General features: G+C 50.4%; 25 protein-coding genes. 8 read left to right on the top strand and 17 right to left on the bottom strand.

Annotated elements, in window-relative coordinates; genetic code table 11:
- Positions 1–170: 170 nt before the first annotated feature.
- The 5 genes from xseB (at position 171) to PS053_RS19995 (ending at position 6,206) form a co-directional block, all read left to right on the top strand.
- On the top strand, positions 171–413 hold the full coding sequence (gene xseB, locus PS053_RS20015; protein WP_001124936.1) for an exodeoxyribonuclease VII small subunit: 243 nt from the start codon (positions 171–173) through the stop codon (positions 411–413).
- Complete coding sequence (gene ispA, locus PS053_RS20010) at positions 413–1,312, top strand: (2E,6E)-farnesyl diphosphate synthase (protein ID WP_000347209.1); 900 nt, start codon at positions 413–415, stop codon at positions 1,310–1,312. The genes xseB and ispA overlap by 1 nt, the downstream gene beginning before the upstream one ends.
- A 24-nt stretch (positions 1,313–1,336) precedes the next feature.
- Positions 1,337–3,199, top strand: a complete 1,863-nt coding sequence (gene dxs / locus PS053_RS20005) for a 1-deoxy-D-xylulose-5-phosphate synthase (RefSeq protein ID WP_000006773.1) — start codon at positions 1,337–1,339, stop codon at positions 3,197–3,199.
- Positions 3,200–3,456: 257 nt separating this feature from the next.
- Positions 3,457–4,431 carry a 1-deoxyxylulose-5-phosphate synthase YajO gene (gene yajO / locus PS053_RS20000; RefSeq protein ID WP_059214973.1) on the top strand — a complete coding sequence of 325 codons (975 nt, stop codon included), beginning with the start codon at positions 3,457–3,459 and terminating at the stop codon, positions 4,429–4,431.
- 266 nt (positions 4,432–4,697) lie between these two features.
- Positions 4,698–6,206 (top strand): pentapeptide repeat-containing protein, encoded by a 1,509-nt coding sequence (locus tag PS053_RS19995; RefSeq protein ID WP_256921741.1) that lies wholly within the window; start codon positions 4,698–4,700, stop codon positions 6,204–6,206.
- Between the two features lie 100 nt (positions 6,207–6,306).
- Here PS053_RS19995 and pgpA read toward each other — a convergent pair whose 3' ends face one another.
- The 6 genes from pgpA to nrdR all read right to left on the bottom strand — a co-directional run bounded on the left by pgpA (position 6,307) and on the right by nrdR (position 10,410).
- Positions 6,307–6,822 carry a phosphatidylglycerophosphatase A gene (gene pgpA, locus PS053_RS19990; RefSeq protein ID WP_000584832.1) on the bottom strand — a complete coding sequence of 172 codons (516 nt, stop codon included), beginning with the start codon at positions 6,820–6,822 and terminating at the stop codon, positions 6,307–6,309.
- On the bottom strand, positions 6,800–7,777 hold the full coding sequence (thiL, locus tag PS053_RS19985) for a thiamine-phosphate kinase (protein ID WP_000752131.1): 978 nt from the start codon (positions 7,775–7,777) through the stop codon (positions 6,800–6,802). The genes pgpA and thiL overlap by 23 nt, the downstream gene beginning before the upstream one ends.
- A gap of 78 nt (positions 7,778–7,855) precedes the next feature.
- Complete coding sequence (gene nusB / locus PS053_RS19980; protein WP_000801125.1) at positions 7,856–8,275, bottom strand: transcription antitermination factor NusB; 420 nt, start codon at positions 8,273–8,275, stop codon at positions 7,856–7,858.
- Between the two features lie 19 nt (positions 8,276–8,294).
- The gene (gene ribH / locus PS053_RS19975) at positions 8,295–8,765 is read right to left on the bottom strand and encodes a 6,7-dimethyl-8-ribityllumazine synthase (protein ID WP_001021162.1); all 471 of its coding nucleotides are present in this window, start codon (positions 8,763–8,765) and stop codon (positions 8,295–8,297) included.
- Between the two features lie 88 nt (positions 8,766–8,853).
- Positions 8,854–9,957: a bifunctional diaminohydroxyphosphoribosylaminopyrimidine deaminase/5-amino-6-(5-phosphoribosylamino)uracil reductase RibD gene (ribD, locus tag PS053_RS19970; RefSeq protein ID WP_256879055.1), complete on the bottom strand. Its 1,104-nt coding sequence runs from the start codon at positions 9,955–9,957 to the stop codon at positions 8,854–8,856.
- Positions 9,958–9,960: 3 nt separating this feature from the next.
- Positions 9,961–10,410 (bottom strand): transcriptional regulator NrdR, encoded by a 450-nt coding sequence (gene nrdR, locus PS053_RS19965; RefSeq protein ID WP_000543535.1) that lies wholly within the window; start codon positions 10,408–10,410, stop codon positions 9,961–9,963.
- 149 nt (positions 10,411–10,559) lie between these two features.
- Here nrdR and PS053_RS19960 point away from each other — a divergent pair, with 149 nt between their 5' ends.
- Both PS053_RS19960 and tsx read left to right on the top strand, forming a co-directional pair.
- On the top strand, positions 10,560–11,102 hold the full coding sequence (locus PS053_RS19960; protein ID WP_001022832.1) for a SadB/YajI family lipoprotein: 543 nt from the start codon (positions 10,560–10,562) through the stop codon (positions 11,100–11,102).
- Positions 11,103–11,399: 297 nt separating this feature from the next.
- Entirely contained in the window at positions 11,400–12,284 is an 885-nt protein-coding gene (tsx, locus tag PS053_RS19955; protein WP_273774353.1) for a nucleoside-specific channel-forming protein Tsx, read from the top strand.
- A 176-nt stretch (positions 12,285–12,460) separates the two neighbouring features.
- Here tsx and yajD read toward each other — a convergent pair whose 3' ends face one another.
- The 6 genes from yajD to queA all read right to left on the bottom strand — a co-directional run bounded on the left by yajD (position 12,461) and on the right by queA (position 18,400).
- Positions 12,461–12,808, bottom strand: coding sequence for an HNH nuclease YajD (gene yajD / locus PS053_RS19950; protein WP_000974823.1), 348 nt, complete (start codon positions 12,806–12,808; stop codon positions 12,461–12,463).
- A 127-nt stretch (positions 12,809–12,935) separates the two neighbouring features.
- Positions 12,936–13,907, bottom strand: a complete 972-nt coding sequence (secF, locus tag PS053_RS19945) for a protein translocase subunit SecF (protein WP_000046649.1) — start codon at positions 13,905–13,907, stop codon at positions 12,936–12,938.
- Between the two features lie 10 nt (positions 13,908–13,917).
- Positions 13,918–15,765, bottom strand: coding sequence for a protein translocase subunit SecD (secD, locus tag PS053_RS19940; protein WP_000934831.1), 1,848 nt, complete (start codon positions 15,763–15,765; stop codon positions 13,918–13,920).
- Between the two features lie 27 nt (positions 15,766–15,792).
- Complete coding sequence (gene yajC / locus PS053_RS19935; protein WP_000007629.1) at positions 15,793–16,125, bottom strand: preprotein translocase subunit YajC; 333 nt, start codon at positions 16,123–16,125, stop codon at positions 15,793–15,795.
- Positions 16,126–16,147: 22 nt separating this feature from the next.
- Positions 16,148–17,275 (bottom strand): tRNA guanosine(34) transglycosylase Tgt, encoded by a 1,128-nt coding sequence (gene tgt / locus PS053_RS19930; RefSeq protein WP_000667314.1) that lies wholly within the window; start codon positions 17,273–17,275, stop codon positions 16,148–16,150.
- Between the two features lie 54 nt (positions 17,276–17,329).
- Positions 17,330–18,400, bottom strand: a complete 1,071-nt coding sequence (gene queA, locus PS053_RS19925) for a tRNA preQ1(34) S-adenosylmethionine ribosyltransferase-isomerase QueA (RefSeq protein WP_059224555.1) — start codon at positions 18,398–18,400, stop codon at positions 17,330–17,332.
- A 218-nt stretch (positions 18,401–18,618) separates the two neighbouring features.
- On the opposite strand from queA, the gene acpH reads away from it, so the two are divergent.
- Positions 18,619–19,200: an ACP phosphodiesterase gene (gene acpH, locus PS053_RS19920; protein WP_001009869.1), complete on the top strand. Its 582-nt coding sequence runs from the start codon at positions 18,619–18,621 to the stop codon at positions 19,198–19,200.
- 4 nt (positions 19,201–19,204) lie between these two features.
- On the opposite strand, the gene malZ is transcribed toward acpH, so the two are convergent.
- The 5 genes from malZ to phoB form a co-directional block, all read right to left on the bottom strand.
- Positions 19,205–21,022, bottom strand: a complete 1,818-nt coding sequence (malZ, locus tag PS053_RS19915; protein ID WP_256879056.1) for a maltodextrin glucosidase — start codon at positions 21,020–21,022, stop codon at positions 19,205–19,207.
- Between the two features lie 155 nt (positions 21,023–21,177).
- The gene (proY, locus tag PS053_RS19910) at positions 21,178–22,551 is read right to left on the bottom strand and encodes a proline-specific permease ProY (protein ID WP_010341228.1); all 1,374 of its coding nucleotides are present in this window, start codon (positions 22,549–22,551) and stop codon (positions 21,178–21,180) included.
- Between the two features lie 75 nt (positions 22,552–22,626).
- Positions 22,627–23,946 (bottom strand): branched-chain amino acid transporter carrier protein BrnQ, encoded by a 1,320-nt coding sequence (brnQ, locus tag PS053_RS19905; protein ID WP_000149646.1) that lies wholly within the window; start codon positions 23,944–23,946, stop codon positions 22,627–22,629.
- A 406-nt stretch (positions 23,947–24,352) separates the two neighbouring features.
- Positions 24,353–25,648, bottom strand: a complete 1,296-nt coding sequence (phoR, locus tag PS053_RS19900) for a phosphate regulon sensor histidine kinase PhoR (protein WP_054412566.1) — start codon at positions 25,646–25,648, stop codon at positions 24,353–24,355.
- A 57-nt stretch (positions 25,649–25,705) separates the two neighbouring features.
- The gene (phoB, locus tag PS053_RS19895; RefSeq protein ID WP_000113933.1) at positions 25,706–26,395 is read right to left on the bottom strand and encodes a phosphate response regulator transcription factor PhoB; all 690 of its coding nucleotides are present in this window, start codon (positions 26,393–26,395) and stop codon (positions 25,706–25,708) included.
- Between the last annotated feature and the right edge of the window lie 47 nt (positions 26,396–26,442).

Genomic DNA, 26,442 nt, shown 5'->3' with positions numbered 1-26,442 from the left:
TGTTTAGGGAAAAATACAGCAGCCCACACCTGCGGCTGCATCCAGGCGCGGAAGTATATCACTAACATCGCTTTGCTGCGCACATCACCTTACCATTGCGCGTTATTTGCTATTTGCCCTGAGTCCGTTACCATGGCGGGGCGAAAAATATTGAGAGTCAGACATTCATTATGCCGAAGAAAAATGAGGCGCCCGCCAGCTTTGAAAAGGCGCTGAGCGAGCTGGAACAGATTGTGACCCGTCTGGAAAGCGGCGACCTGCCGCTGGAAGAGGCGCTGAATGAGTTCGAACGTGGCGTGCAACTAGCGCGTCAGGGACAGGCCAAATTACAGCAAGCCGAACAGCGCGTACAAATTTTGCTGTCTGACAACGAAGACGCCTCTCCAACACCTTTTACACCGGACAATGAGTAATGGATTTTCCGCAGCAACTCGAAGCCTGCGTTAAACAGGCCAACCAGGCGCTGAGCCGTTTTATCGCCCCACTGCCCTTTCAGAACACTCCCGTGGTAGAAACCATGCAGTATGGCGCATTATTAGGTGGTAAGCGCCTGCGACCTTTCCTGGTCTATGCCATAGGTCAAATGTTCGGTGTGAGTCTGAGTACTCTGGACGCCCCCGCCGCCGCCGTAGAGTGTATCCACGCTTACTCATTAATTCATGATGATTTACCCGCGATGGACGACGATGACCTGCGTCGTGGTTTACCGACCTGTCATGTGAAGTTTGGCGAAGCCAATGCCATCCTCGCAGGCGATGCCCTACAAACGCTGGCGTTTTCGATTCTGAGCGATGCCGATATGCCGGAAGTTTCAGACCGTGACAGACTCGCGATGATATCCGAGCTGGCAAATGCCAGCGGAATTGCCGGAATGTGCGGTGGTCAGGCGTTAGATTTAGACGCGGAAGGTAAACAAGTTCCTCTGGAGGCGCTGGAACGTATTCATCGCCACAAAACAGGCGCATTAATTCGCGCCGCCGTCCGTCTTGGCGCGTTAAGTGCCGGAGAAAAAGGGCGAAATGCTCTGCCGATACTCGATAAATACGCAGAAAGTATCGGGCTTGCCTTCCAGGTTCAGGATGACATCCTGGATGTGGTGGGAGATACTGCAACGTTGGGTAAACGTCAGGGTGCCGACCAGCAGCTTGGCAAAAGTACTTACCCTGCACTTCTGGGTCTTGAGCAAGCCCGGAAGAAAGCCCGGGATCTGATCGACGATGCCCGCCAGTCATTGAGTCAACTGGCTGAACAGTCACTCGATACCTCGGCACTGGAAGCGCTAGCGGACTACATCATCCAGCGTAATAAATAAACAATAAGTATTAATAGGCCCCTGATGAGTTTTGATATTGCCAAATACCCGACCCTGGCACTGGTCGACTCCACCCAGGAGTTACGACTGTTGCCAAAAGAGAGTTTACCGAAACTCTGCGATGAACTGCGCCGCTATTTACTCGACAGCGTGAGCCGTTCCAGCGGGCACTTCGCCTCCGGGCTGGGCACGGTCGAACTGACCGTGGCGCTGCACTACGTCTATAACACGCCATTTGACCAGTTAATCTGGGACGTGGGACATCAGGCTTATCCGCATAAAATTTTGACCGGACGTCGCGACAAAATCGGCACCATCCGTCAGAAAGGCGGCCTGCACCCGTTCCCGTGGCGCGGCGAAAGTGAATATGACGTGTTAAGCGTCGGGCATTCATCAACCTCCATCAGCGCCGGAATCGGTATTGCGGTTGCAGCCGAGAAAGAAGGCAAAGACCGCCGCACCGTCTGTGTGATTGGCGATGGCGCAATTACCGCGGGTATGGCGTTTGAAGCGATGAACCATGCTGGCGATATCAAGCCGGATATGCTGGTGATCCTTAACGACAATGAAATGTCGATCTCCGAAAACGTCGGCGCGCTCAACAATCATCTGGCGCAATTACTTTCCGGTAAGCTTTACTCTTCCCTGCGCGAAGGCGGGAAAAAAGTTTTCTCCGGCGTACCGCCAATTAAAGAACTGCTTAAACGCACCGAAGAACATATTAAAGGCATGGTGGTGCCGGGCACGCTATTTGAAGAGCTGGGCTTTAACTACATCGGCCCGGTGGACGGACACGATGTGCTGGGGCTTATCACTACGCTTAAGAACATGCGCGACCTGAAAGGCCCGCAGTTCCTGCATATCATGACCAAAAAAGGTCGTGGTTATGAACCGGCAGAAAAAGACCCTATCACCTTCCACGCCGTGCCTAAATTCGATCCCTCCAGCGGTTGCCTGCCAAAAAGCAGCGGCGGCCTGCCAAGCTATTCAAAAATCTTTGGCGACTGGCTGTGTGAAACGGCAGCCAAAGACAACAAACTAATGGCGATTACCCCGGCGATGCGCGAAGGTTCCGGCATGGTTGAATTTTCACGGAAATTCCCGGATCGCTATTTCGACGTGGCGATCGCCGAGCAACATGCAGTGACCTTTGCCGCCGGTCTGGCGATTGGCGGATACAAACCGGTCGTGGCGATTTATTCAACCTTCCTGCAACGCGCCTATGACCAGGTGTTACATGACGTGGCGATTCAAAAATTGCCGGTCCTGTTCGCCATCGATCGTGCGGGCATTGTCGGCGCTGACGGTCAAACCCACCAGGGGGCGTTTGATCTCTCTTATCTGCGCTGTATCCCGGAAATGGTCATTATGACCCCGAGCGATGAAAACGAATGTCGCCAGATGCTCTATACCGGCTATCACTATAACGATGGTCCGTCGGCGGTGCGCTACCCGCGCGGCAACGCGCTAGGCGTGGAACTGACCCCGCTGGAAAAACTGCCGATTGGCAAAGGCATTGTGAAGCGTCGTGGTGAAAAACTGGCGATCCTTAACTTCGGTACGCTGATGCCAGAAGCGGCGAAAGTCGCTGAATCGCTGAACGCTACGCTGGTCGATATGCGTTTTGTGAAACCACTTGATGAAGCGTTAATTCTGGAAATGGCCGCCAGCCACGAGGCGCTGGTTACCGTTGAAGAAAACGCTATTATGGGCGGTGCAGGCAGCAGCGTGAATGAAGTGTTGATGGCGCATCGAAAGCCCGTACCGGTGCTCAACATTGGCTTACCTGATTTCTTTATCCCACAGGGAACCCAGCAAGAAATGCGCGCCGAACTTGGCCTCGATGCCGCCGGAATGGAAGCCAAAATCAAGGCCTGGCTGGCATAATCCCAACTCCACTCCTGCTATGCTTAAGAAATTATTCATAGACTCTAAATAATTCGAGTTGCAGGAAGGCGGCAAACGAGTGAAGCCCCAGGAGCTTACATAAGTAAGTGACTGGGGTGAACGACAAATCCGCATGGAGCGGATTTGAACGCTGCTTGCAGCGGCCCTGTTAAGGGTGAGGCCCATGGATGGGCCGAATAACTCGCAGCCGCAGCACATGCAACTTGAAGTATGACGAGTATAGCGGGAGTGGCAGCATGCAATACAACCCCTTAGGAAAGACCGACCTTCGCGTTTCCCGACTTTGCCTCGGCTGTATGACCTTTGGCGAGCCGGATCGCGGTAATCACGCATGGACACTGCCGGAAGAGAGCAGCCGTCCCATAATTAAACGCGCGCTGGAAGGCGGCATAAATTTCTTTGATACCGCCAATAGCTATTCCGATGGCAGCAGCGAAGAGATCGTCGGTCGCGCATTGCGGGATTTCGCCCGTCGTGAAGACGTAGTCGTTGCCACCAAAGTGTTCCATCGCGTTGGTGATTTGCCAGAAGGATTATCTCGCGCACAAATTTTGCGCTCTATTGACGACAGTCTGCGCCGTCTCGGTATGGATTATGTCGATATCCTGCAAATTCATCGCTGGGATTACAACACGCCAATTGAAGAGACGCTGGAAGCCCTGAACGACGTCGTAAAAGCCGGGAAAGCGCGTTACATCGGCGCATCATCGATGCATGCCTCCCAGTTTGCTCAAGCGCTGGAGCTGCAAAAACAGCATGGCTGGGCACAATTTGTCAGTATGCAGGATCACTACAACCTGATTTATCGCGAAGAAGAGCGCGAAATGCTGCCACTGTGTTATCAGGAAGGCGTGGCGGTCATTCCGTGGAGTCCGCTGGCGCGGGGTCGTTTGACGCGTCCGTGGGGCGAAACCACCGCACGGCAAGTGTCTGATGAAGTGGGGAAAAATCTCTATCAAGAAAGCGATGAAAATGATGCGCAAATAGCGGCCCGCTTAGCCAGCGTAAGTGAAGAGTCAGGCGTCACACGGGCACAAGTCGCGCTGGCATGGCTATTGAGCAAACCGGGTATTGCTGCGCCGATAATCGGTACTTCGCGCGAAGAACAGCTTGATGAGTTGCTCAACGCGGTAGATATCACTCTCCAACCGAAGCAGATTGCTGAACTGGAAACGCCATATAAACCGCACCCGGTGGTAGGGTTTAAGTAGGCTTCTTGTAATCCCCTCACTTCCATTGCAGTTTCTACTTTCTTCGGTTATCCCCATCGTTTATCGCGATGGGGATAATGTGCGCTCCAATTCTTCTTTAACCTCAACAGCCCCATACAAGATATATGCTCCTACAACTCATTGAATATCAAACAAATCATCAAAACTCTGTGAAAGCATCAATTTGAGCGAATTTTGATAGTTTACCCAAGGCATATCCCTTATATATTAAATCATAATTAATATTGTGTAAGAGGGTTTCAATCATGTCTAGTCCAGTTCAAGTTAATAATTTTTCGGCGATAGATTTTAAAGAATCACTAAAACCAACTCCCAAACAAAACATTTTCGAATGGCTATGGGACAAAATTCATGATTTTTTTTGCAACAGTGAAAAAGATAAAGTGAAGAGAGCAATCAAAGAGTTTATCAACATTAAATCAGATTTAAATGCCGATTCAGCTCAAATGCCAGATTCTTTTCTTAATATAAACTCAAATTCAACAATAGATGATTATTTGAATATAAGACAAAACAACCTTTCAGCCATACAAAAACAATATACACTCTGCCGTTTCTGGAATAACATTGCATCAGCAACCAGAGAAGTTTCAAATAATAGTTTTCACCATAAAATTGAATTTGCTCCTGATCAGGATGGCAAAATAGTTATGAAAGGCGCTATTATCTTCTATGACAAGGTAGTAAAAGATTATTCAATTGCCTTAGAAACAGATGAAAATGGGAAGTTAGATTTAAGAGGTCTCTGTTTAGCACACACCACTATATCTACCCAAAATATGGAGGGTTTCAATCTCTCAGGTGTTGATCTCAAAAATTCTAAGCTTTTTTACGTTGATCTTAAAGATGCAAATTGCACCAGTTCTAATTTTTCTGGGTGCATATTTGAGAACTGTAATCTTAATAATACTGATTGCAACGGCGCTAATATTAATAATACTATGCTTCCAGGTAAAGGTTATAATAACGAAAACAAAAGAGGGAATGATCTTGAAGGTATTATCCTCAGAAATAGTTCCTGCATTGGCTCCAATTTATCATGGGTAGATCTATCAAAATCTGATTGCCGGGGCGCTAATTTTAGCAGTTGTAATTTATCAAACATTACAATTCCTGATAAAAATCAGATGGAAGATACAACACTGAATCTGGCTATATTATCCAATGTTCATAATAAAAATAAAGATAACGACAAAGAACAATACAATGAATTTATAAAAAATTATAACTGGGATCAATATACAAACAAAGGTGAGCAGCTTAAACAGGCGTTCAAAGAAATCGTAGAAGATAGTGAAATAAAAAAATCTAATAAACAATTTGCAGACGTAATCATCCAATATTTAATTTCAGATAAGAACCCTCACCCATTACATTTTAATAAAGAAGAAACAATTAAAGAGACAAAAAACAATATTAATCTCTTTATGAAGAAAAACAGTCAGTACAGTGATATATTTAATAAGACAACAGCCCCTGACATTATATTTAATCCTCAACATGTAAAAAAATCTCTTATAACTCAGTATAAAAAAGAAAAACTGAATACTAAGGCGATAGAAAATTCGCTAATGAGGTCTCAAATGGCGAAAATTATTGTAGATTCTAATATAGATAAAATTATAAGGCAAAGCCCGGAGATAATAAACGCCATACATGACATATCGCTAGAATCCTATAGCACAATAAACGAGACAATTGACCTTTATTTTGAGGAAATTGTTAATAATATTTTTTATAAGATGAATTATTAAAAAACCAACAGTGCCCCTTTCAGGGGCACTCTATTAATCGCAATCAGTACTAAATTACATACCCAATATTAATACATTACTGCACTGTTCAACTAACACATCAGATGATGCCTACCGGCCAGTGATGACCAATAAAGTATAATATCCCTGCCGAAATCACCCCTGCGACAATATCATCGATCATAATTCCCATTCCACCGTGCACATTACGGTCAAACCAACGAATTGGCCAGGGTTTCCACATATCGAAAATACGAAAAATAAGAAATCCAGCTAATACCCATTGCCAGTTCATCGCAGGAATGGCCATCAGGGTGATCCACATACCGATAAACTCGTCCCAGACTATACTGCCGTGATCGTGCACGCCCATATCTTTCGCCGTTTGATGACAAAGATAGACGCCAATACAGATCCCCAGCATCACCACCAGCGAATAGAGTTGCCAGGGCAAAAAGGTCATCAAATACCAGAAAGGGATCGCCGCCAGCGATCCCATCGTACCAGGGACAACCGGACTTAATCCGCTACCAAATCCCGTCGCCAACAGGTGCCACGGGTTACTCATTTTCAGGCGGCTTTTCGCGACATCTTTATGGCGTGGCAAAATGATCATATCCTTTCCAGTCAAGCGTGACAGGTTCGCCGTCACGAATAAAACAGAGTCCGTCAATATCAGCGGTCATTTGCCCGATGCAGGTAAACGGCACACCAAGATTCCCCAACGCGACATCCAGCGCGCCACGGTTAAGCTCCGGCACGGTGAAACATAACTCGTAATCTTCACCGCCAGATAACGCCCAGCACAGCGCCTGCTCCGATTCGACGTGACGAGAAAGCGCGTCAGAGAATGGCAACAATGCCAGATCAATACGCGCGCCGCAGTCGCTGGCTTTCACGATATGCCCCAGATCGGAAATCAAACCATCAGAAAGATCGATTGCCGAATTCGCCAGGTCACGCAGCGCCTGCCCTTGTAAAATACGCGGTGTCGGGCGGAGATGGCGTTTTATTAAATATTCAGCATCTTTAGTATCGGTAACCTGAAGACGGTTTTGCAAAATCGCCAACCCGGCAGCGCTATCTCCCGGCGTGCCAGTCACGTAGATCCAGTCACCAGGTTTAGCGCCAGAGCGCGTTAAAGCACGTCCCATTGGGACAAAACCATGAATACCCAGCGTCATCGATAACGGCCCACGTGTAGTATCGCCGCCAATGAGCTGCATATCGTAATAATTAAGAAGATCAAACAAACTGTCGCTGAAGGACTCAAGCCACGCTTCGTTGACGTCCGGTAAGGTTAATGCCAGCGTCAACCAGGCCGGATCGGCGCCCATCGCCGCCAAATCGCTTAAGTTCACCGCCAGCGCTTTATACGCCAGATCCGCAGGATCGATATCAGGAAGGAAGTGGTTGCCCGCCACCAGCGTATCGGTGCTGATCGCCAGAGTTTGTTTCTCGGGAACATTGAGAAGTGCGCAATCGTCGCCGATGCCCAGTTCGACATCAAGACGGGAGCTTCTTACTCGGTCAAAATAACGGGCAATCAGGGAGAACTCGCCGCATGCCATACGTTATGCCTCAGCAGGTAAAAAAAGAAAAGGCCGGCGAGCGCGAAACTGTTTTCCGCTACTCTACCGGCCTGGGTGTCACTTTTTGTTAGGGCGAATCACAGGTGCTGCTTTATCGAGTACACCGTTGACGAACTTATGACTGTCTTCTGCGCCGAACGATTTTGCCAGTTCGATCGCTTCGTTAATGGCCACTTTGTACGGCACATCACTACGTTTAGACAGCTCGTACAGCGCAATGCGCAGTACAGCTTTTTCTACCTGGCCCAGTTCTTCCAGCAGGCGGGACAGGTAGGGCTTCATCAGTCCGTCGAGGTATGCGGTGTTAGTCGCCACCCCGGCCAGCAGCTCACGGAAGTACAGGACGTCAACGTCTTTTACATCCTGTTCAGCCAGGAACTGATATTCAACATCAGCGATGTCGTTCTGGGACAACTGCCAGGAGTAGAGCGCCTGGACGGCACACTCACGAGCGCGGCGACGAGCAGCAGGTTTCACGGATTTCCCCTTACTAATTTCAGGCCTTGATGGCTTTCAATACATTAATCATTTCAAGCGCGGTCAGTGCAGCTTCTGCACCTTTGTTGCCAGCTTTGGTGCCAGCACGTTCAATCGCTTGTTCAATGCTTTCAGTGGTCAGAACCCCAAAAGCAACCGGAATTTCGCTATCCTGGGCAACATGCGCCAGGCCGTTGCTTGCACCACCAGCCACATATTCGAAATGGGCAGTGCCGCCACGAATAACCGTGCCCAGCGCAATCACCGCGTCGTATTTACCGGTTTTAGCCAGTGCGCCAGCCGCCAGCGGCAGCTCATAGGCACCCGGCACCCAAACTACGGTAATGTTTTCATCTTTTACCTGACCGATACGTTTCAGTGCGTCAACGGCACCTTCAAGCAGGCTGTCATTGATAAAGTTGTTGAAACGCGCAATGGTGATGGCGACGCGAGCGTCCGGGGTAGCAACGTTAGCTTCAATAATGTTCATTTTTTTCCTTCGGGTTCGAGTATGGCCCCGCAGGGGGGCGGATTTTAGCATAATATTTTGTGCGCTGCTTCCCTTTCGAGCCGGGAGATCATGCGCCCACTAAATGCAGGCAAATATCCGGGCCTACATGTCGTATCTCTTTGAATTTAAATTGGGGCGCATCAGCTAATTTCTCAAGCCCCGGCAGCGTACATAATCCGCGGGCCTCGCTGCCTAATAGTTTAGGCGCGATATAAACAATCAGCTCATCGACTAACCCCGCCTGGAGCAATGCACCCGCAAGCGTCGGCCCCGCTTCGACCCAGATGCTATTAATCTGCTGTTTACCCAGTTGCATCATCAGCATGACCAAATCGAGATGTCTGTTATATTCCGGTATCAACAAGGTGCGCACCGTCTCCGGCCAATGACGAGAATCTTCCTGAGTACGCGCAAACCAGGTTTCACCCGGCTGCTGTACGATGCGGTGTTCCGGCGTTACACGATTTTGACTATCAATGACAATACGAACTGGCTGGCGTAAATTCTCTTGCGGATAAAGCGTCTGCGTTTGTTCATCCAGTTCAGACCAACGCACCGTTAAAGCTGGATCGTCAGCCAGTACCGTGGCACTACTGGTTAAAATGGCATGACTTTGCGCACGCAGACGTTGCACATCACGTCGCGCCTGAGGTGAAGTGATCCACTGGCTTTCACCGCTGGCCATTGCCGTGCGACCATCAAGCGATGCACCGAGTTTTAGCTGTACATAAGGAAAACCGGTACGCATGCGCTTGAGAAAGCCTTTATTTAATTGCTCAGCTTCACTCATCATCAGGCCGTGACTGACGTCAATACCCGCTTGTTGCAGGCGATAAAGCCCTCGTCCTGCAACCTGCGGATTGGGGTCCTGCATCGCGGCAACCACACGCGCCACGCCTGCGGCAATCAATGCGTCACAGCACGGCGGTGTACGACCATGATGGCTGCAAGGTTCGAGTGTCACATACGCAGTCGCGCCTTTGGCTTTCTCTTCAGCCATGCGCAACGCATGTACTTCGGCATGCGGTCCACCCGCGCGGTGATGATAACCTTCACCAACAATTTCGCCATCTTTCACAATGACACACCCAACATTCGGGTTGGGATGAGTGGTAAAACGCCCTCGCTGCGCCAGCTTTAGCGCCCGCGCCATGTAATACTCGTCCTGCACGGCTTAATCCTCCAGGCGCGCGATCTCTTCGCCAAATTCTTTGATATCTTCGAAACTACGATAAACGGAAGCAAAGCGGATATAGGCGACTTTATCGAGTTTTTTCAATTGTTCCATCACCAGATTGCCAATCATCTTGCTGGGCACTTCGCGTTCTCCGGTGGCACGTAGTTGCGATTTAATATGGTTAATCGCCATTTCGACATCATCGGAACTGACCGGACGTTTTTCCAACGCCCGTAGCATTCCACTACGCAATTTCTCTTCATTAAACGGTTCGCGCACATCGTTGCTTTTCACAACGCGCGGCATAACCAGTTCCGCCACTTCGAAGGTGGTGAAACGTTCATTACACACCAGACACTGCCGGCGGCGGCGTACGGATGAGCCCTCGCCCACGAGACGAGAGTCAATAACCTTAGTGTCCACGGCGAAACAGAATGGGCAATGCATACGGCGTCCTGACCAGGTGGTTAACAGAAATCTATTTTACCCTGAACTGACGATACAACAAAGGCGCAACGCTTTTGAGACAAAGGAGCGATGTTTTCGTGGCCTTTACCCACTACTATTAGGCTAATTGCGACAAAAAGGGACGCCCTATGAACATTAAAGTGTGTTTGCGACCGATTCTGCTGGGAAGCCTGTTTACTCTAAGCGCCTGTGTACAGCAAAGCGAAATCCGCCAGATGAAACACAGCGTCAGCACGCTGAGTCAAGAGATGACGCAACTCAATAAAGAAACCGTCAAAATCACCCAACAAAACAGGCTCAATGCGAAATCCAATAGTGGTGTTTACCTCCTGCCAGGCTCGAAAACCCCCGCACGCCTGGAAAGCCAGATCGGCACCTTACGCATATCTTTGGTGAATATTTCTCCAGATACAAATGGCACAATGCTGACGTTGCGTATTCAGGGCGAATCCAATGATCCTTTACCTGCATTCAGCGGAACCGTTGAATATGGGAAAATTCAGGGAACAATAGACAACTTTCAGGAAATCAATGTGCAGAATCAATTGATTAATGCACCTGCCAGCGTTCTCGCCCCCAGCGATGTTGACATCCCGTTACAGTTAAACGGCATTTCACCTGAACAATTAGACTTTGTACGCATTCACGATATTCAGCCTGTTATGCAATAAACGTTTTTCAAGGTATTTTGTGCATTCTGTAACATCTGTCGCTGCTTCCATGTTACCTGGCTGACATCAGCCAGAATGATAGTAAAAGTTTGCAACAAAGATGAAAGTCAGTACAATCCCCGCCCGAATGTGTGTAAACGTGAACGCAATCGATTACGTAAATGATAGAACTGTGAAACGACACATATTTTTGTGAGCAATGATTTTTATAATAGGCTCCTCTGTATACGAAATATTTAGAAACGCATTTTTCGTCTTTTTCACTCCCGCAAGGGATTTTCCAACAGTGGCATACATATGAAAAAAACATTACTGGCAGCCGGTGCGGTACTGGCGCTCTCATCATCTTTTACTGTCAACGCAGCTGAAAATGACAAACCGCAGTATCTCTCCGACTGGTGGCACCAGAGCGTTAACGTTGTAGGAAGCTATCACACACGTTTCGGACCTCAGCTCCGTAACGATACCTACCTCGAGTACGAAGCATTCGCTAAAAAAGACTGGTTCGACTTCTATGGTTACGCAGATGCGCCGGTATTCTTCGGCGGTAACACCGATGCAAAAGGTATCTGGAACCACGGTTCTCCGCTGTTTATGGAAATCGAACCGCGCTTCTCCATCGATAAACTGACTAATACCGATCTGAGCTTCGGCCCGTTCAAAGAGTGGTATTTCGCGAACAACTACATCTACGATATGGGTCGTAATAAAGATGGTCGCCAGAGCACCTGGTACATGGGTCTGGGTACTGATATCGACACTGGACTGCCGATGAGCCTGTCCATGAACGTGTATGCGAAGTATCAGTGGCAGAACTACGGTGCCGCGAACGAAAACGAATGGGACGGCTACCGTTTCAAAGTGAAATATTTCGTGCCGATTACCGATCTGTGGGGCGGTCAACTGAGCTACATCGGCTTCACCAACTTTGACTGGGGCTCTGACCTGGGTGACGAAGACTTCACCAACCTGAACGGTAACAAAGCACGTACCAATAACTCTATCGCATCCAGCCATATTCTGGCGCTGAACTACGATCACTGGCACTATTCTGTAGTAGCCCGTTACTGGCACAACGGCGGTCAGTGGAACGACGACGCAGAACTGAACTTTGGTAAGGGCAACTTCAACGTTCGCTCTACCGGTTGGGGTGGTTACCTGGTAGTAGGTTACAACTTCTGATGAATGAAATGCCGGATTTTGTATCCGGCATTTCAGATTGTTAACAACGTGCGCTTTGTTCACGCCGGATGCGGCGTAAACGCCTTATCCGGCCTACAAAAGCACGCAAATTCAATATATTGCGGAGATAACGTAGGCCTGATAAGCGTAGCGCATCAGGCAATTTTTCGTTTTAATCACTTCTTCTTATTCATCATCGCTTTTAAATCAGCGAATGGGTTGTACTTCGCTTCACCGACATCTTTCTGCGCATCTTCTCCTGCGATAACAGTCGTACCATACTGATCCGCTTCGGTATATTTCGAATGCTCATGGTCGTGGCAATACAGGCACAACAATTCCCAGTTACTACCATCTTCCGGGTTATTGGTGTGGTCGTGATCGATATGGTGAACGGTAAGTTCACGCAGATTGGAGTAGACAAACTCGCGGGAGCAGCGTCCACACACCCACGGATAGAGTTTCAGCGCTTTTTCACGATAGCCGCTTTCTAACCGCGCATAGTTTTTTGGAATGATTGCCATGAAAAGTTACCTGGATGAAATGTAGGGTTAGGCGCAGTTTCCCAAGATGTGGGGGTTTTCGCAATCGTCAAAATGGAAAAAAATCCCGCTCCTAAGACCGGGATTTTGGTAACCATGGAAGGCCTGATTATGGCAGAATTGACGGCTGGTCCGCCCCTTCTTTTTCCACTTTCTGCTGCAGCATGTGTTCGCGCTTCATGCCCAGTTTCAGAGCCAGCGCTGATGCAACATAGATGGAAGATGCGGTACCGATGGAAACACCGATAAGCATAGTCAGCGAGAAGCCTTCCAGCACCGGGCCACCGAAGAGGTACAGCATCAGGATAACCATTAAGGTCGTACCTGACGTAATCAATGTACGATGCAGCGTCTGGGTCAGCGACACGTTAAAGATTTCGTAAGGCGTACCGCGACGGATTTTGCGGAAGTTTTCGCGAATACGGTCCGATACCACGATACTGTCGTTAAGCGAGTAACCGATAACCGACATCAACGATGCAACGATTGTCAGGTCAATCTCGATATGGAATAACGACAAAATACCCAACGTAATGATAACGTCGTGCGCCAGCGCGATAACCACCCCCGCCGCCAGTCGCCACTCGAAGCGGAAACCAACGTACACAAGGATAGACAGCAGTGCTGCCATCAGCGCCATGGCGCCAGTCTGCGCAAGGTCCGCGCCCACGCTCGGGCCGACGAACTCAATACGTTTCACCGCCGCGTTCTGATGAGTCGATTCGTTAATCACCTTCAGAACTTTGCTGCCCAACACCTGGCCGCCAGTTTCGCCTTCAGCAGGCGGCATGCGGACCATGATGTCGTGGCTGCTACCGAAGTTTTGCAGCATCGGCTCTTCAAAGCCGGCTTTCTGCAATGCGTCACGCATCACATCAATTTCAGCCGGTTTTTCGAGCGTAATTTCAATAACCGTACCACCGGTGAAATCCAGCCCCCAGTTAAAGCCGCGCACGCCCATAATGACGATCGAGGCGATTAACAGCAGACCTGAGATGCCGAAAGCCCAGTAGTCCCAGCGCATAAAGTCATAAACTTTACGGCCATGGTTTAGTTGTTCAACAGTATATTCCTGTGCCACATCGCACTCCTCAGATTGACAGCTTCTTGACGCGTTTGCCGCCATATAGCAGGTTTACGATGGCACGCGTACCGACAATCGCGGTAAACATCGACGTCGCCACACCGATACCGGTAGTAATCGCGAACCCTTTAATTGCCCCGGTACCCACTGCGTACAGGATGATAACTTTGATCAGCGTGGTAATGTTCGCATCGAAGATGGAACTGAATGCGCCACGATAACCTTCATCAATTGCCTGCTGAACGGTACGTCCGTTGCTCAACTCTTCTTTAATACGTTCGTTGATCAGTACGTTCGCATCGACCGCCACCGCAAGGGTTAAGACGATACCCGCTATACCCGGCATACTCAGCGTTGCACCTGGCAGCAGCGACATAATACCGACGATCAAGATCAGGTTGGCAATCAGCGCACTGGTCGCAATCAAACCAAACTTCTTGTAGAAGAGGATCATGAACAGAATAGAAACCAGCAAGCCGGCGAGACATGCTTCCAGCCCCTGTTCAATGTTCTGCATCCCCAGAGTCGGACCAATGGTACGCTCTTCAACAATCTGAATCGGCGCAATCAACGCACCAGCACGCAACAGTAATGAAAGCTGACGCGCTTCGCTCGGGTTGTTGATGCCAGTAATACGGAAGCTGTTACCCAGGCGAGACTGGATGTTGGCGATGTTAATCACCTCTTCCTGTTTCACCAGAACCGCACGACCGTTAGCATCTTTCTTACCGCTGTCTTTGTACTCCACGAACAAAGTCGCCATCGGTTTACCGATATTGTCTTTGGTGAAGTTAGACATGATGTTGCCACCGGCGCTGTCGAGCGAGATGTTAACCTGCGGCTGGTTATATTCATCCTGGCTGGAAGTGGAGTCGGTGATGTGATCACCGGTCAGAATCACACGTTTGTACAGCACAACCGGCTGACCTTCGCGGGTCTGTTTCACTTCAGAGTCGCCCGGTACGCGGCCTGATGCGGCAGCGGCCTGGTCAATATTGGTATTTACCAGACGGAATTCCAGCGTTGCCGTCGCACCGAGAATTTCTTTCGCACGAGCGGTATCCTGAATACCCGGCAGTTCGACCACGATACGATCGGCGCCCTGACGCTGAACCACAGGCTCAGCCACGCCGAGCTGGTTTACACGGTTACGCAGGATGTTAATGTTCTGCTGTACCGCATATTCACGCGCTTCGCTCAGACGCGCATCGCTCATTACTGCACGCAACTGGTTGCTGCCCTGGCTGCTAATCACCAAATCAGGGTGACGCTTGCTCAGATATGCGATGGCTTCATCACGGGTGTTGGCATCGCGGAAGGTGATGCTCAGGCCGTAGTTATTTTCTTTACGAACGGTGGTATATGGGATGCCTTTTTCACGCAGGTCGCTGCGCAGGCTATCGATATTTTGTTCCTGGAGTTTGCCAAGCGCGGTGTCCATATCCACTTCCATCAGGAAGTGAACCCCGCCACGCAAGTCGAGGCCGAGCTTCATCGGCTCAGCATGAATAGCTGCCAGCCAGCGCGGCGTTGCCGGAGCAAGGTTAAGCGCCACGACGTATTTGTCACCCAGAACGCTCATTAATGCTTCACGAGCGCGCAGTTGAGTGTCAGTGGAGTCGAAGCGCGCAAGAATAGCGCCCTCTTCCAGTGCCACAGACTTAGCAGTTATTTTTTCTTCTTGTAACGTTTTCTGGACCTGGATCAGCGTTTGCTCACTGGCGGCGACTCCGCGCGCGCCAGTGATCTGAACAGCCGGATCCTCACCAAACAGGTTGGGAAGCGCATACAGCAGACCGATGACAATCACCACGATCAGCATGACGTACTTCCACAAAGGATAACGGTTTAACACGGCAATTCCCTTAGGGAAAAATTTTAATTACAGCGCCTTCATGGTGCCTTTCGGCAGAACGGCAGCTACGAAGTCACGTTTAATAACTACTTCAGTGGTGTCATTCAGTGCGATAGCAATGTAGCCGTTTTCCGCTACTTTGGTTACGCGACCGACCAGGCCACCGTTCGTCAGCACTTCATCGCCTTTGGCGATGGAGTCCATCAGCTTTTTGTGTTCTTTGGTGCGCTTCTGCTGTGGGCGCAGGATCATGAAATAGAAAATCAGACCGAAAACCACCAGCATCAAAATCAAAGACATCGGGCTACCTTGCGCCGGAGCACCCGTTGCCGCTACCGCATCAGAAATAAAAAAGCTCATTAAATTTCCCTCATTATTAATATTAATCAACGTTCAAAGGTGGTACTTCTCGCCCCTGACGCTGGTAAAAATCGGTTACGAAGCTCTCTAATTTACCCTCTTCAATAGCCTTGCGTAAACCCGCCATCAAACGCTGGTAGTAACGAAGGTTATGAATGGTATTGAGTCGCGCGCCTAATATTTCGTTGCAACGATCAAGATGATGCAAGTAGGCACGTGAATAATTGCGACAAGTGTAGCAATCACACTCTGGATCCAGAGGTCCCGTGTCGCTCTTATACTTCGCATTACGAATTTTCACCACGCCATCGGTCACGAACAAATGGCCATTTCGGGCATTACGGGTTGGCATTACGCAGTCAAACATATCGATACCGCGACGCACGCCTTCAACCAGATCTTCTGGTTTACCGACCCCCATCAGGTAACGCGGTTTGTCTGCCGGAATTTGCGGACACACATGCTCCAGAATACGGTGCATATCTGCTTTCGGCTCACCTACCGCCAGACCGCCGACAGCGTAGCCATCAAAACCGATATCCACCAGACCTTTAACAGAGATATCACGTAAATCTTCGTAAACGCTGCCCTGAATAATGCCAAACAACGCATTTTTGTTGCCGAGGCGGTCGAAATGGTCGCGACTACGTTTCGCCCAACGCAGAGACATCTCCATGGAGCGTTTTGCGTAATCCCAGTCAGCAGGATACGGCGTACACTCATCAAAGATCATGACGATATCTGAACCAAGATCGTACTGAATCTCCATCGACTTTTCAGGGTCAAGAAAAATCGGGTCGCCGTTGATGGGATTACGGAAGTGCACGCCCTGTTCGGTAATTTTACGAATATCGCCGAGGCTGAAAACCTGGAAGCCGCCAGAATCGGTAAGGATTGGGCCTTTCCACTGCATGAAATCGTGCAGATCGCCATGCAGTTTCATGATTTCCTGTCCCGGACGCAACCACAGGTGGAACGTGTTACCGAGAATAATTTGCGCGCCAGTGGCTTCAACTTCTTCCGGCGTCATCCCTTTTACGGTACCGTAGGTGCCAACAGGCATAAAACAAGGCGTTTCCACTACGCCGCGATCGAAAACCAGGCGGCCACGGCGTGCGCGACCGTCGGTAGTGTCCAGCTCAAATTTCATTTTTTCTCCACTACGTCAGAAAAACAGTCCAACGTTTAAACCAGCGCCGCGGAATTACTCCCCGACGCGCTCATTAATTGCCTGCGGATTGTACGTGATAAACATCGCATCACCGTAACTAAAAAAGCGATATTTCTCTTCTACCGCCGCTTTATAGGCGTTCATGGTGTGTTGATAGCCGGCAAATGCTGAAACCAGCATAATCAGCGTCGACTCAGGCAGGTGGAAGTTAGTCACCAGAGCATCGACCACTTTGTACTGGAAACCCGGATAGATAAAAATTTGGGTATCGTCAAAAAACGGTTCGATAAGATCGTTTTTCGCCGCCTGGGCCGCGCTTTCCAGCGAACGAACCGAGGTGGTGCCTACCGCAATCACCCGGTTACCGCGCGCTTTCGCCGCCAGTACCGCATCAACCACATCCTGCGGCACTTCGGCGTATTCCGAGTGCATGATGTGATCTTCAATAGTGTCAACACGTACTGGCTGGAACGTACCCGCTCCCACGTGCAGGGTCACGAATGCCATCTCAACGCCTTTGGCGCGTAATTTTTCCAGCAGCGGTTCGTCAAAATGCAGTCCAGCAGTCGGAGCCGCTACCGCGCCCGGTTTTTCGCTATAAACCGTTTGATAAAGTTCGCGGTCGGCATCTTCGTCTGGACGGTCGATATACGGCGGCAACGGCATATGGCCAATGCTGTTGAGAATATCCAGCACCGAGCGCTCATCGTTAAATTCGACTTCAAACAATGCGCCGTGGCGCGCGGTCATTGTGGCGTTGATGCTTTCGTCATCGCCCAGCAGCAGCTCTGCGCCCGGCTTTGGCGCTTTCGAGGCGCGAATATGCGCGAGAATGCGTTTGTCGTCGAGCATCCGCTCAACCAGCACTTCAATCTTGCCGCCGCTGGCTTTACGCCCAAACAGGCGCGCCGGGATCACGCGGGTATTATTAAAAACCAGAAGATCGCCGGGGTTGAGCTTATCGAGTAAATCGGTGAAAGTACCGTGCGTCAGCGCACCCGTCGGCCCGTCCAGCGACAGTAAACGACAGCTACTGCGTTCAGGCATGGGATAGTGGGCAATCAGGGTTTCGGGCAATTCAAAGGAGAAATCGGTAACGCGCATGACACTGACTCAGACTAAAATAAGAGGCGGGTAGTCTAGTGCCGGGGCGCTCTCCCTGCAACCTTTACCCTCCTTGATGGATGACATAATCTATACACAAAATCATTCAAGATGCATCGAGATGGCAACTGAATGAGTCCCCAGGAGCTTACATTAAGTAAGTGACTGGGGTGAGTAAAGGCAGCCAACGAAGAGGCAGTTTGAAGGATGAAGTGTATATGAATTTTTTAGCTCACCTGCATTTAGCCCATCTCGCTGAAAGCTCGCTTTCTGGCAACTTACTGGCTGATTTTGTTCGCGGAAATCCTGAAGAAAGTTTTCCACCCGACGTCGTGGCTGGCATTCATATGCATCGGCGTATCGACGTATTAACCGATAATCTGCCGGAAGTCCGCGAAGCGCGAGAGTGGTTTCGTAATGAAACTCGCCGTGTTGCGCCTATTACGCTGGATGTCATGTGGGATCACTTTCTTTCCCGCCACTGGTCGCAGCTGTCGCCCGATTTTCCGTTAGAGGAATTTGTCTGTTATGCCCGCGAGCAAGTGATGGCTATTTTGCCGGACTCACCGCCGCGTTTTATCAACCTGAACAATTATTTATGGTCAGAGCAATGGCTGGTGCGCTATCGCGATATGGATTTCATCCAGAACGTGTTAAACGGCATGGCAAGCCGTCGCCCACGTCTGGATGCCCTGCGTGACTCCTGGTACGATTTAGACGCCCATTATGACGCCCTCGAAACCCGCTTCTGGCGGTTTTATCCGTGGATGATGGCGCAGGCGTCACGCAAAGCGTTGTAAGGTATTAGTTCATCCACACCGTGGCCGAAATTGCAGGCAACACCAGAATCCCTTCCGCCAATTGTCCATGCCCTTCCTTGCGTTGCCATTGCGCGACATTAAGCAACGGCGACGCGGGTAACACGACTTCACACGCTTCGCCACGGTTGATCGCCACCAGCACACGCTGCTGATTCAGCACACGAACAAACACCACCACATTATCTTCCGCATACAGCACCTGACAGCCGCCACGACGCAACGCCTGACTTTTCTTACGCAGCGCAATCATTCGCTGGTACAGCGCGAATAACGCCGTATCCTGCTTTTCCACCTGCCAGGGGAACGGCTTACGGCAAAACGGATCGTTTTTGCCATCCAGTCCCACTTCATCACCGTAATAAATGCACGGTACACCAGGCCAGGTGAACAGCCAGACCACCGCCAGCGGCAGACGCGCAACATCCCGACCGAGCAGCGTTTTAAATCGCGCGGTATCGTGGCTATCAAGCTGATTAAACATGCGTAATTGTTGTTGATGAGAAAGCCCTGTGCGGTAATTATCCATCCAGGACATACAGGTTTGGGCGTCAATCTGCTGCGGATCATAAGAGATGTCGGTATTGGCGAGAAATCCCCACAACGGGAATGTGAAGCCGCGATAGTTCATGGCGGCATCTTCCACATCGACCTGTAGCCATTGCCGCGCATCGCCAAAATGCTCGCCCACAATATACGCTTCCGGCTGGGTTTCTTTTGCGGCTTTGGTGATCCCGGCAACATGCTGCAAATTATTGCGTGCGCCCCCCGCTTCCCCCAGCATATGCACCACATCCAGCCGCCAGCCATCTATATTCCACGGCGCTTTCAGCCAGTGGCGGACAATACTGTCTTCGCCGCGATAAATTTCATTCACCAGACTTTCCGACTGATAATCCAGTTTAGGCAGACTGGCATAGCCCAGCCAGTCAAGCGCCGTGCCATCATCACTAAACGAGTACCAACTGCGCCAGGGAGATTCAGGATTATGGCAGGCTCCACCTGTCCCACTGTTGTGTCGGTCGAACCAGGCATGAGAATCGCCACTGTGGTTAAACACGCCGTCCAGCACCAGCCGCATTCCCTGCTGCTGCGTATTGTGCCGCAAACGCAGTAACGCCCCGTCACCGCCAAATTGCGAATCGACATGGCGATAATCCTCGGTATCGTATTTATGTACGCTCGGTGCTTTAAACACCGGATTAAGATACAGCGCCGTTACACCAAGTTTTTTCAGATACGGCAAGTTATCACTAATACCGTCCAGATCGCCGCCATAGAACGTTGATCCGCTCGCCTGCGCAGTAATCGGTTCCTCCCAATCGCGCAGAATAATCTCCCGCCCGGCCGCATGATGGTAATAGACACGATCCTGCCCAGCTTCGCGAGGAAGGCTACGAGCAAAACGATCCGGGAAGATCTGATAAAAAACCTGATCCGCTACCCATTGTGGACCAATATCCGGTGCATCGACGGCAAACTGTTCCAGTCGAGCGGGCGGTATACGGCTGAAGCCTTGCGGCGTAAACCAACGCTGGCGATCGTGCCACAGCAATTTAAAGCTATAGCGTCGCCGCGGCTGCCCGCAAGAGAGAGCAATCGCTGCTCGCCATGCCGTTACGCCAGGCTGCGGCTGACTGCGCTGTTTATGCATCGGCACTGACGTTTCTTCGTTATCGTTTTCCGTGCGCAGCATAATGCGTTGCGGCGACTCTTCGCCCATCAGCCACAGTGTAATGAGCAGTTTATCTTTGCTTTGTTTAACAAATGGGGGCACCGGCAGGTGCCATGCATTTAACATCATAATTCCCCTGTGATGAAAATCTGATCACCTTGCCATAGCCTAATGCAGGATCACTCATCATCTTAAGGATATTTGGGGGAGGAGGGCGGGGGCGGATAACTTTCGGAATAGCCGGATCAGGATTTGTTCCTGACCCGGTTTACAGTACAGAGGAATTAGTGATTTTCAGCCAGCTGGCGATCGCGGCGGCGTTTAAACATCCAGCCAATCAACAGCACAACAATCCACGCGAAACCAACATACAGAGAAATACGCGTGTCAGGGTGGTAACCAATCAGCCCGATAATAAAGAGCAAGAAAATCAAACCCGCGATAGTTGTTGCCACTCCGCCCGGTACTTTAAACTTCAGAGCCTTAACTTCTTCCGGCGGCAGACGCCGACGAAAAGCAATCTGCGACAACAGGATCATAATCCATACCCACACCGTGGCGAAGGTTGCCAGCGAAGCGATCACCAGGAAAACGTTTTCCGGCATGATGTAGTTCAGGTACACCGCAAACAGCAGCGCAGTGGTCATCACCAGTACCGTGACCCACGGAATACCGCGACGCGAGGTTTTGCTGAAAATTTTCGGCGCGCTGCCCTGCTCTGCCATGCCGTGCAGCATACGGCCTACACCAAACACGTCGCTGTTAATTGCCGATAACGAGGCTGTCAGCACAACAAAGTTAAGAATACTGGCGGCAAAGGTAATGCCCATATGCTGGAACGTCAGCACAAACGGGCTACCGGCGGTGCCAACCTGATTCCACGGATAAATAGACATAATGACGAACAGCGTACCGACATAAAACACCAGAATACGCATCGGCACAGAGTTAATGGCGCGTGGAATAGATTTCTCCGGCTCTTTCGCTTCACCGGCAGTAATACCAATAATTTCGATGCCACCGTAGGCAAACATCACCATTTGCAACGACATGACCATGCCAAGCCAGCCGTTACTGAAGAAGCCGCCGTTGCTCCACAGGTTATGGATACCGGTCGGTTGCCCGCCGTTGCCAATCCCCCAGATGATGATGCCGAAACCAGCGACAATCATGATGATAATGGTGGCAACTTTAAAGAACGAGAACCAGAACTCCAGCTCGCCGAAGACTTTTACGCTCATCAGGTTGATAGCGCAGATGATTAATACCACGCTCAACACCCAAATCCAGTGCGGTACTGTCGGGAACCAGACGCCCATATAAATACCGAAAGCGGTCACATCGGCGATGGCGACGATCAGGATTTCAAAGCAGTAGGTCCAGCCGGTGATATAACCTGCCAGCGGGCCAAGGTTTTCCTGTGCATAGCGCGAGAAAGAGCTGGCGGCCGGATTATGTACCGACATTTCTCCCAGCGCGCGCATAATGATATACGCCGCGACGCCACCGATAATATAGGCCAACAACACGCTCGGTCCGGCCATTTTGATGGCGTCTGCCGAACCGTAAAACAACCCGGTGCCGATTGCTGAACCCAGTGCCATAAAGCGTATGTGTCGAGTACTTAGCCCACGCTTTAGCTTGTTCTTACTTTCCATCAATTCCTAACCCATCAACACAATAAAAAACCACGGGGCATCGTAGCCCCGTGGTTAAAACAAATTTTCAGTGATTTAGTGAGCGCTGGAGGTCACCTGACGACCTGCCGCGCGATCCCAGATAATGGCCAGAACCACCATCACCACTGTTGGCATTAACCACGCCAGACCTTGTTCGGCCAACGGTAAACGCTGCGCCCAGGACGGTAAGATATCGCTGAATGCGGATGCTTTGATCCCGTCGAGAATACCAAAAAGCAAGCTGATAAACATCGGCGGAGCAATCACGCGGGACGAATTATGCCACCATGAGCGCGTAAAACTTAATACAACCAGTGCGATACACGGCGGATAAATAGCGGTCAGCACCGGTACGGAGATCTGAATCAGCTGGCTCAAGCCAAGGTTAGACACCACCATCGAGAAACCGCCGAGGATAAACACCAGCGTACGATAAGAGAGCGGTACGTACTGGGCGAAGAATTCCGCACAGGCACAGGTCAGGCCAACCGCCGTAACCAGGCAGGCAATGAAAATTAACGCCGCCAGCAAGAAACTACCGCCGCCGCCAAAAGTGTGCTGAACGTAAGCATGCAGAATTGCCGCGCCGTTCGCGGATTGATCAACCAGCGACGCGCTGTCTGAACCCAGACGGAACAGCGCCAGGTACAACAGCGTTAAACCAACACCCGCCATCAGGCCCGCCCAGACGGTATAACGGGTCAGCAGGCGCGCTTCAGTAACGCCGCGAGAACGCGCTGCGTTAACAATAACGATCCCAAATACCATTGCGCCCAGCGTATCCATCGTCAGATAGCCGTTGACGAAGCCATTAGAAAACGCAGCGTTTTGATAAGACTCTGTCGCGGTACTAATAGAACCCGCTGGCCAGACAATTGCAGCAACAGACAGGATAACCAGCGCGATAATTTTCAGCGGCGCAAGGAAGTTACCGACTGTATCCAGCAGTTTGCCCGGATAGAGGGAAACCAGAATAACGATAGCGAAATAGACCAGGCTGTAGATAAACAGCGGAAGCGCGGAGTCGCCTGTCAACGGCGCAATCCCCACTTCAAAGGAGACTGTTGCTGTACGCGGCGTCGCAAACAGCGGCCCCACCGCCAGGTAGCAAACCGTTGCCAGCAGTACACCGGCAACTTTACCAATTGGCGTGCTCAGGCTGTCAACGCCGCCGCCAACTTTCGCCAGCGCCACCACCGTTAATACCGGCAGACCAACGGCAGTAATGAGGAAGCCGAACGCTGCAGTCCAGACGTGTTCGCCCGCCTGCAAGCCGACCATGGGAGGGAAAATAATGTTACCTGCGCCGACGAACAACGCAAATGTCATAAAGCCCAGAGCGATGATATCGCGCGATCTTAACTGATGGGTCATAAATCATACTGCCTGTGGATGTGGTGTTGTAACGTTAAATTTTTGTGCCAATCCCTGGGGATGATACAGCGGTATTTTTAAACAATTTTAGCGGGAAAAACTCCCGACCAAATGCGGCGAAGAATAGTTTTTCGATTTACCGCTTTAATGCAGTCAGTATGACAGCATCTGATGCGCAATTTAAACGCTTATAACGTTTTAAAGCAAGGAGGGATCTAAAAACCAGAGGTATATATCGATAAGAAATCATCAATCAGTATAAAACACTATTTCAGTGAAAAAGATATGGCTAATCATGCGAACAAAAAATCACCATTCGTTGTGAAATTTAGCGTTCGTTTTTTGACTGCAAACAAAAAAAGCCAGCGTCGGCTGGCTTGTGGAAACAAAAAATGACAAAGGTGGATTAATCACTGTTTTTGGCAATTAAACGTTCCGGCAAAACAAAGCTGAAACGCGTGCCTTTACCCAATGTACTCTCAATATTCAGGCGACTTTCGTGATGATTCACCGCATGTTTAACGATGGCTAACCCTAATCCGCTGCCACCTGTTTGTCGGGAACGCGCTTTATCAACACGATAAAAACGCTCCGTCAGTCGCGGAATATGCTCCGGTGCAATGCCTGGCCCGTTATCTTCAACGCTAAACTCGGCACCGTGCGGTACTCGCTGCCAGCGCACGGTAATATGTGTACCTTCCGGCGTATGATTCACCGCGTTATAAACCAGGTTGGAAATCGCACTACGTAGCTGATCTTCATTGCCAGACACTTTGAGGTTGTTATCAATTTCAAAAGTAAATGTCTGTTTGTGCTGGCTCAGAGTCTGAGCTTCACGCTCAACAACGCGCAGCATCATCGGCACATCAACCTTCTCATTCAGCAACTGCGTTGGTGCAGCTTCAATTTTTGACAGTGTCAGCAACTGCTTTACCAGCCCCTCCATCCGCTGGGTCTGTTCACGCATGGTGTGCAACGCTTTTTCTCGAACTGCGCCTTCCAGCGGCTGCTCATGCATCATCTCCAGGTAGCCCTGTAATACCGTCAACGGTGTACGCAACTCATGGCTTACGTTGGCAAAAAAGTTGCGCCGCGCCCCTTCCAGTTGATGCATTTGCGTGACATCGCGCGCCACCATCAGCAACTGTTTATGGGTATAAGGCATGACGCGAATTTCCAGATGCCGCCCGGTGTTGAGTACCAGATTAAGCGGGCGAGAAAAATCGCGAGTTTTCAGATATTGCGTAAACTCCGGGTAACGCAGCAGGTTAAGGATGTTCTGCCCATTATCTTCCGGCCAGCGCAGGCCAAGAATTTGTTGCGCCAGACCGTTGCACCAGAAAATGCCGCCCTCTTCCGTAGTCAGCACCACCGCATCGGGCAGCGACTCCGCGCCGCTACGAAAACGTTTAATAAGATTGCCCAGCTCGCGGCGACGTTTTTTATTACGCAGTTGCATCTGGTGTAAGCCGTACAGCAGCGGTTCCCAGCTACCACGCCCCGGTGGCGGCGTCATACTGCGGTCAACCCACAGCCACCATGAAAGACGCAATAAATTCCAGAAATGCCAGATAAGCAGTCCCGTTACCGATGCCAACAAAAACCAGGGCAGGTAACCAAAAAAAGCACCCAGGATGAAGGCCGGGAGGCAGCAAAGTAGCAGCTCCAGCACCAGCCTTTTCCACGACAGCCGTTCCAGCACGTAAGATACTCCAGTTAAGAAATCATAAGCCCTGCTCTGCGTCCGATGAGCAAGGCGTTAAAAGCGGGTTGAAAAACGATATCCGGTACCGCGCACGGTCTGCACCATGCGGTCATGCCCGCCAGGCTCCAGTGCTTTACGCAGGCGACGAATGTGGACATCGACCGTGCGGTCCTCCACATATACGTTGGTTCCCCAGACATGATTTAACAGTTGTTCGCGACTGTACACGCGTTCGGGATGGGTCATAAAAAAGTGCAGTAGTTTAAATTCTGTCGGCCCCATCTCCAGCGGCTCTTCGCCCGCCATCACCCGGTGAGAAGTCGGATCGAGACTTAGCCCCTGCATCTCAATCACCTCTTCTACCGCCATAGGGGAAATACGGCGCATCACCGCTTTAATTCGCGCCACCAGCTCCTTCGGCGAAAACGGCTTGGTGATATAGTCATCCGCGCCGGTTTCAAGTCCACGCACGCGATCTTCTTCTTCCCCTCTGGCGGTCAACATCACCACCGGGATATCCCGGGTCATTGACTCACGCTTAAGATGTTTGATGAACTGGATACCGGAACCGCCGGGTAACATCCAGTCGAGGAGAATTAAATCCGGCCAGGGTTCATTCAGTTGGTTCACAGCACTGTCATAATCTTCCGCTTCGACTGGCTGAAAGCCATTTTGCTCGAGTACGAAGCAGACCATTTCGCGAATTGGAGCTTCATCTTCTACGACCAGAATACGTCTCGCCATGATTTGCCCTGTTGTAAGAGATAGATTGCGATCATTAATGCGACGCC

Source organism: Escherichia albertii (genome assembly GCF_028622335.1).
Taxonomy (GTDB): domain Bacteria; phylum Pseudomonadota; class Gammaproteobacteria; order Enterobacterales; family Enterobacteriaceae; genus Escherichia; species Escherichia albertii.
The sequence above is the reverse complement of the archived record's forward strand: the minus strand, read 5'-3'. Positions and strand labels throughout refer to the sequence as shown.

Excerpts from the sequence above, each read along its gene's own strand:
- proY (WP_010341228.1), bottom strand. The coding sequence starts at position 22,551 with ATGGAAAGTAAGAACAAGCTAAAGCGTGGGCTAAGTACTCGACACATA.
- PS053_RS19995 (WP_256921741.1), top strand. The coding sequence starts at position 4,698 with ATGTCTAGTCCAGTTCAAGTTAATAATTTTTCGGCGATAGATTTTAAA.
- ribH (WP_001021162.1), bottom strand. The coding sequence starts at position 8,765 with ATGAACATTATTGAAGCTAACGTTGCTACCCCGGACGCTCGCGTCGCC.
- pgpA (WP_000584832.1), bottom strand. The coding sequence starts at position 6,822 with ATGATCATTTTGCCACGCCATAAAGATGTCGCGAAAAGCCGCCTGAAA.
- ispA (WP_000347209.1), top strand. The coding sequence starts at position 413 with ATGGATTTTCCGCAGCAACTCGAAGCCTGCGTTAAACAGGCCAACCAG.
- tgt (WP_000667314.1), bottom strand. The coding sequence starts at position 17,275 with ATGAAATTTGAGCTGGACACTACCGACGGTCGCGCACGCCGTGGCCGC.
- yajO (WP_059214973.1), top strand. The coding sequence starts at position 3,457 with ATGCAATACAACCCCTTAGGAAAGACCGACCTTCGCGTTTCCCGACTT.
- phoB (WP_000113933.1), bottom strand. The coding sequence starts at position 26,395 with ATGGCGAGACGTATTCTGGTCGTAGAAGATGAAGCTCCAATTCGCGAA.
- PS053_RS19960 (WP_001022832.1), top strand. The coding sequence starts at position 10,560 with ATGAACATTAAAGTGTGTTTGCGACCGATTCTGCTGGGAAGCCTGTTT.
- thiL (WP_000752131.1), bottom strand. The coding sequence starts at position 7,777 with ATGGCATGCGGCGAGTTCTCCCTGATTGCCCGTTATTTTGACCGAGTA.
- dxs (WP_000006773.1), top strand. The coding sequence starts at position 1,337 with ATGAGTTTTGATATTGCCAAATACCCGACCCTGGCACTGGTCGACTCC.
- nrdR (WP_000543535.1), bottom strand. The coding sequence starts at position 10,410 with ATGCATTGCCCATTCTGTTTCGCCGTGGACACTAAGGTTATTGACTCT.
- acpH (WP_001009869.1), top strand. The coding sequence starts at position 18,619 with ATGAATTTTTTAGCTCACCTGCATTTAGCCCATCTCGCTGAAAGCTCG.
- xseB (WP_001124936.1), top strand. The coding sequence starts at position 171 with ATGCCGAAGAAAAATGAGGCGCCCGCCAGCTTTGAAAAGGCGCTGAGC.
- brnQ (WP_000149646.1), bottom strand. The coding sequence starts at position 23,946 with ATGACCCATCAGTTAAGATCGCGCGATATCATCGCTCTGGGCTTTATG.
- yajD (WP_000974823.1), bottom strand. The coding sequence starts at position 12,808 with ATGGCAATCATTCCAAAAAACTATGCGCGGTTAGAAAGCGGCTATCGT.
- tsx (WP_273774353.1), top strand. The coding sequence starts at position 11,400 with ATGAAAAAAACATTACTGGCAGCCGGTGCGGTACTGGCGCTCTCATCA.
- queA (WP_059224555.1), bottom strand. The coding sequence starts at position 18,400 with ATGCGCGTTACCGATTTCTCCTTTGAATTGCCCGAAACCCTGATTGCC.
- malZ (WP_256879056.1), bottom strand. The coding sequence starts at position 21,022 with ATGATGTTAAATGCATGGCACCTGCCGGTGCCCCCATTTGTTAAACAA.
- yajC (WP_000007629.1), bottom strand. The coding sequence starts at position 16,125 with ATGAGCTTTTTTATTTCTGATGCGGTAGCGGCAACGGGTGCTCCGGCG.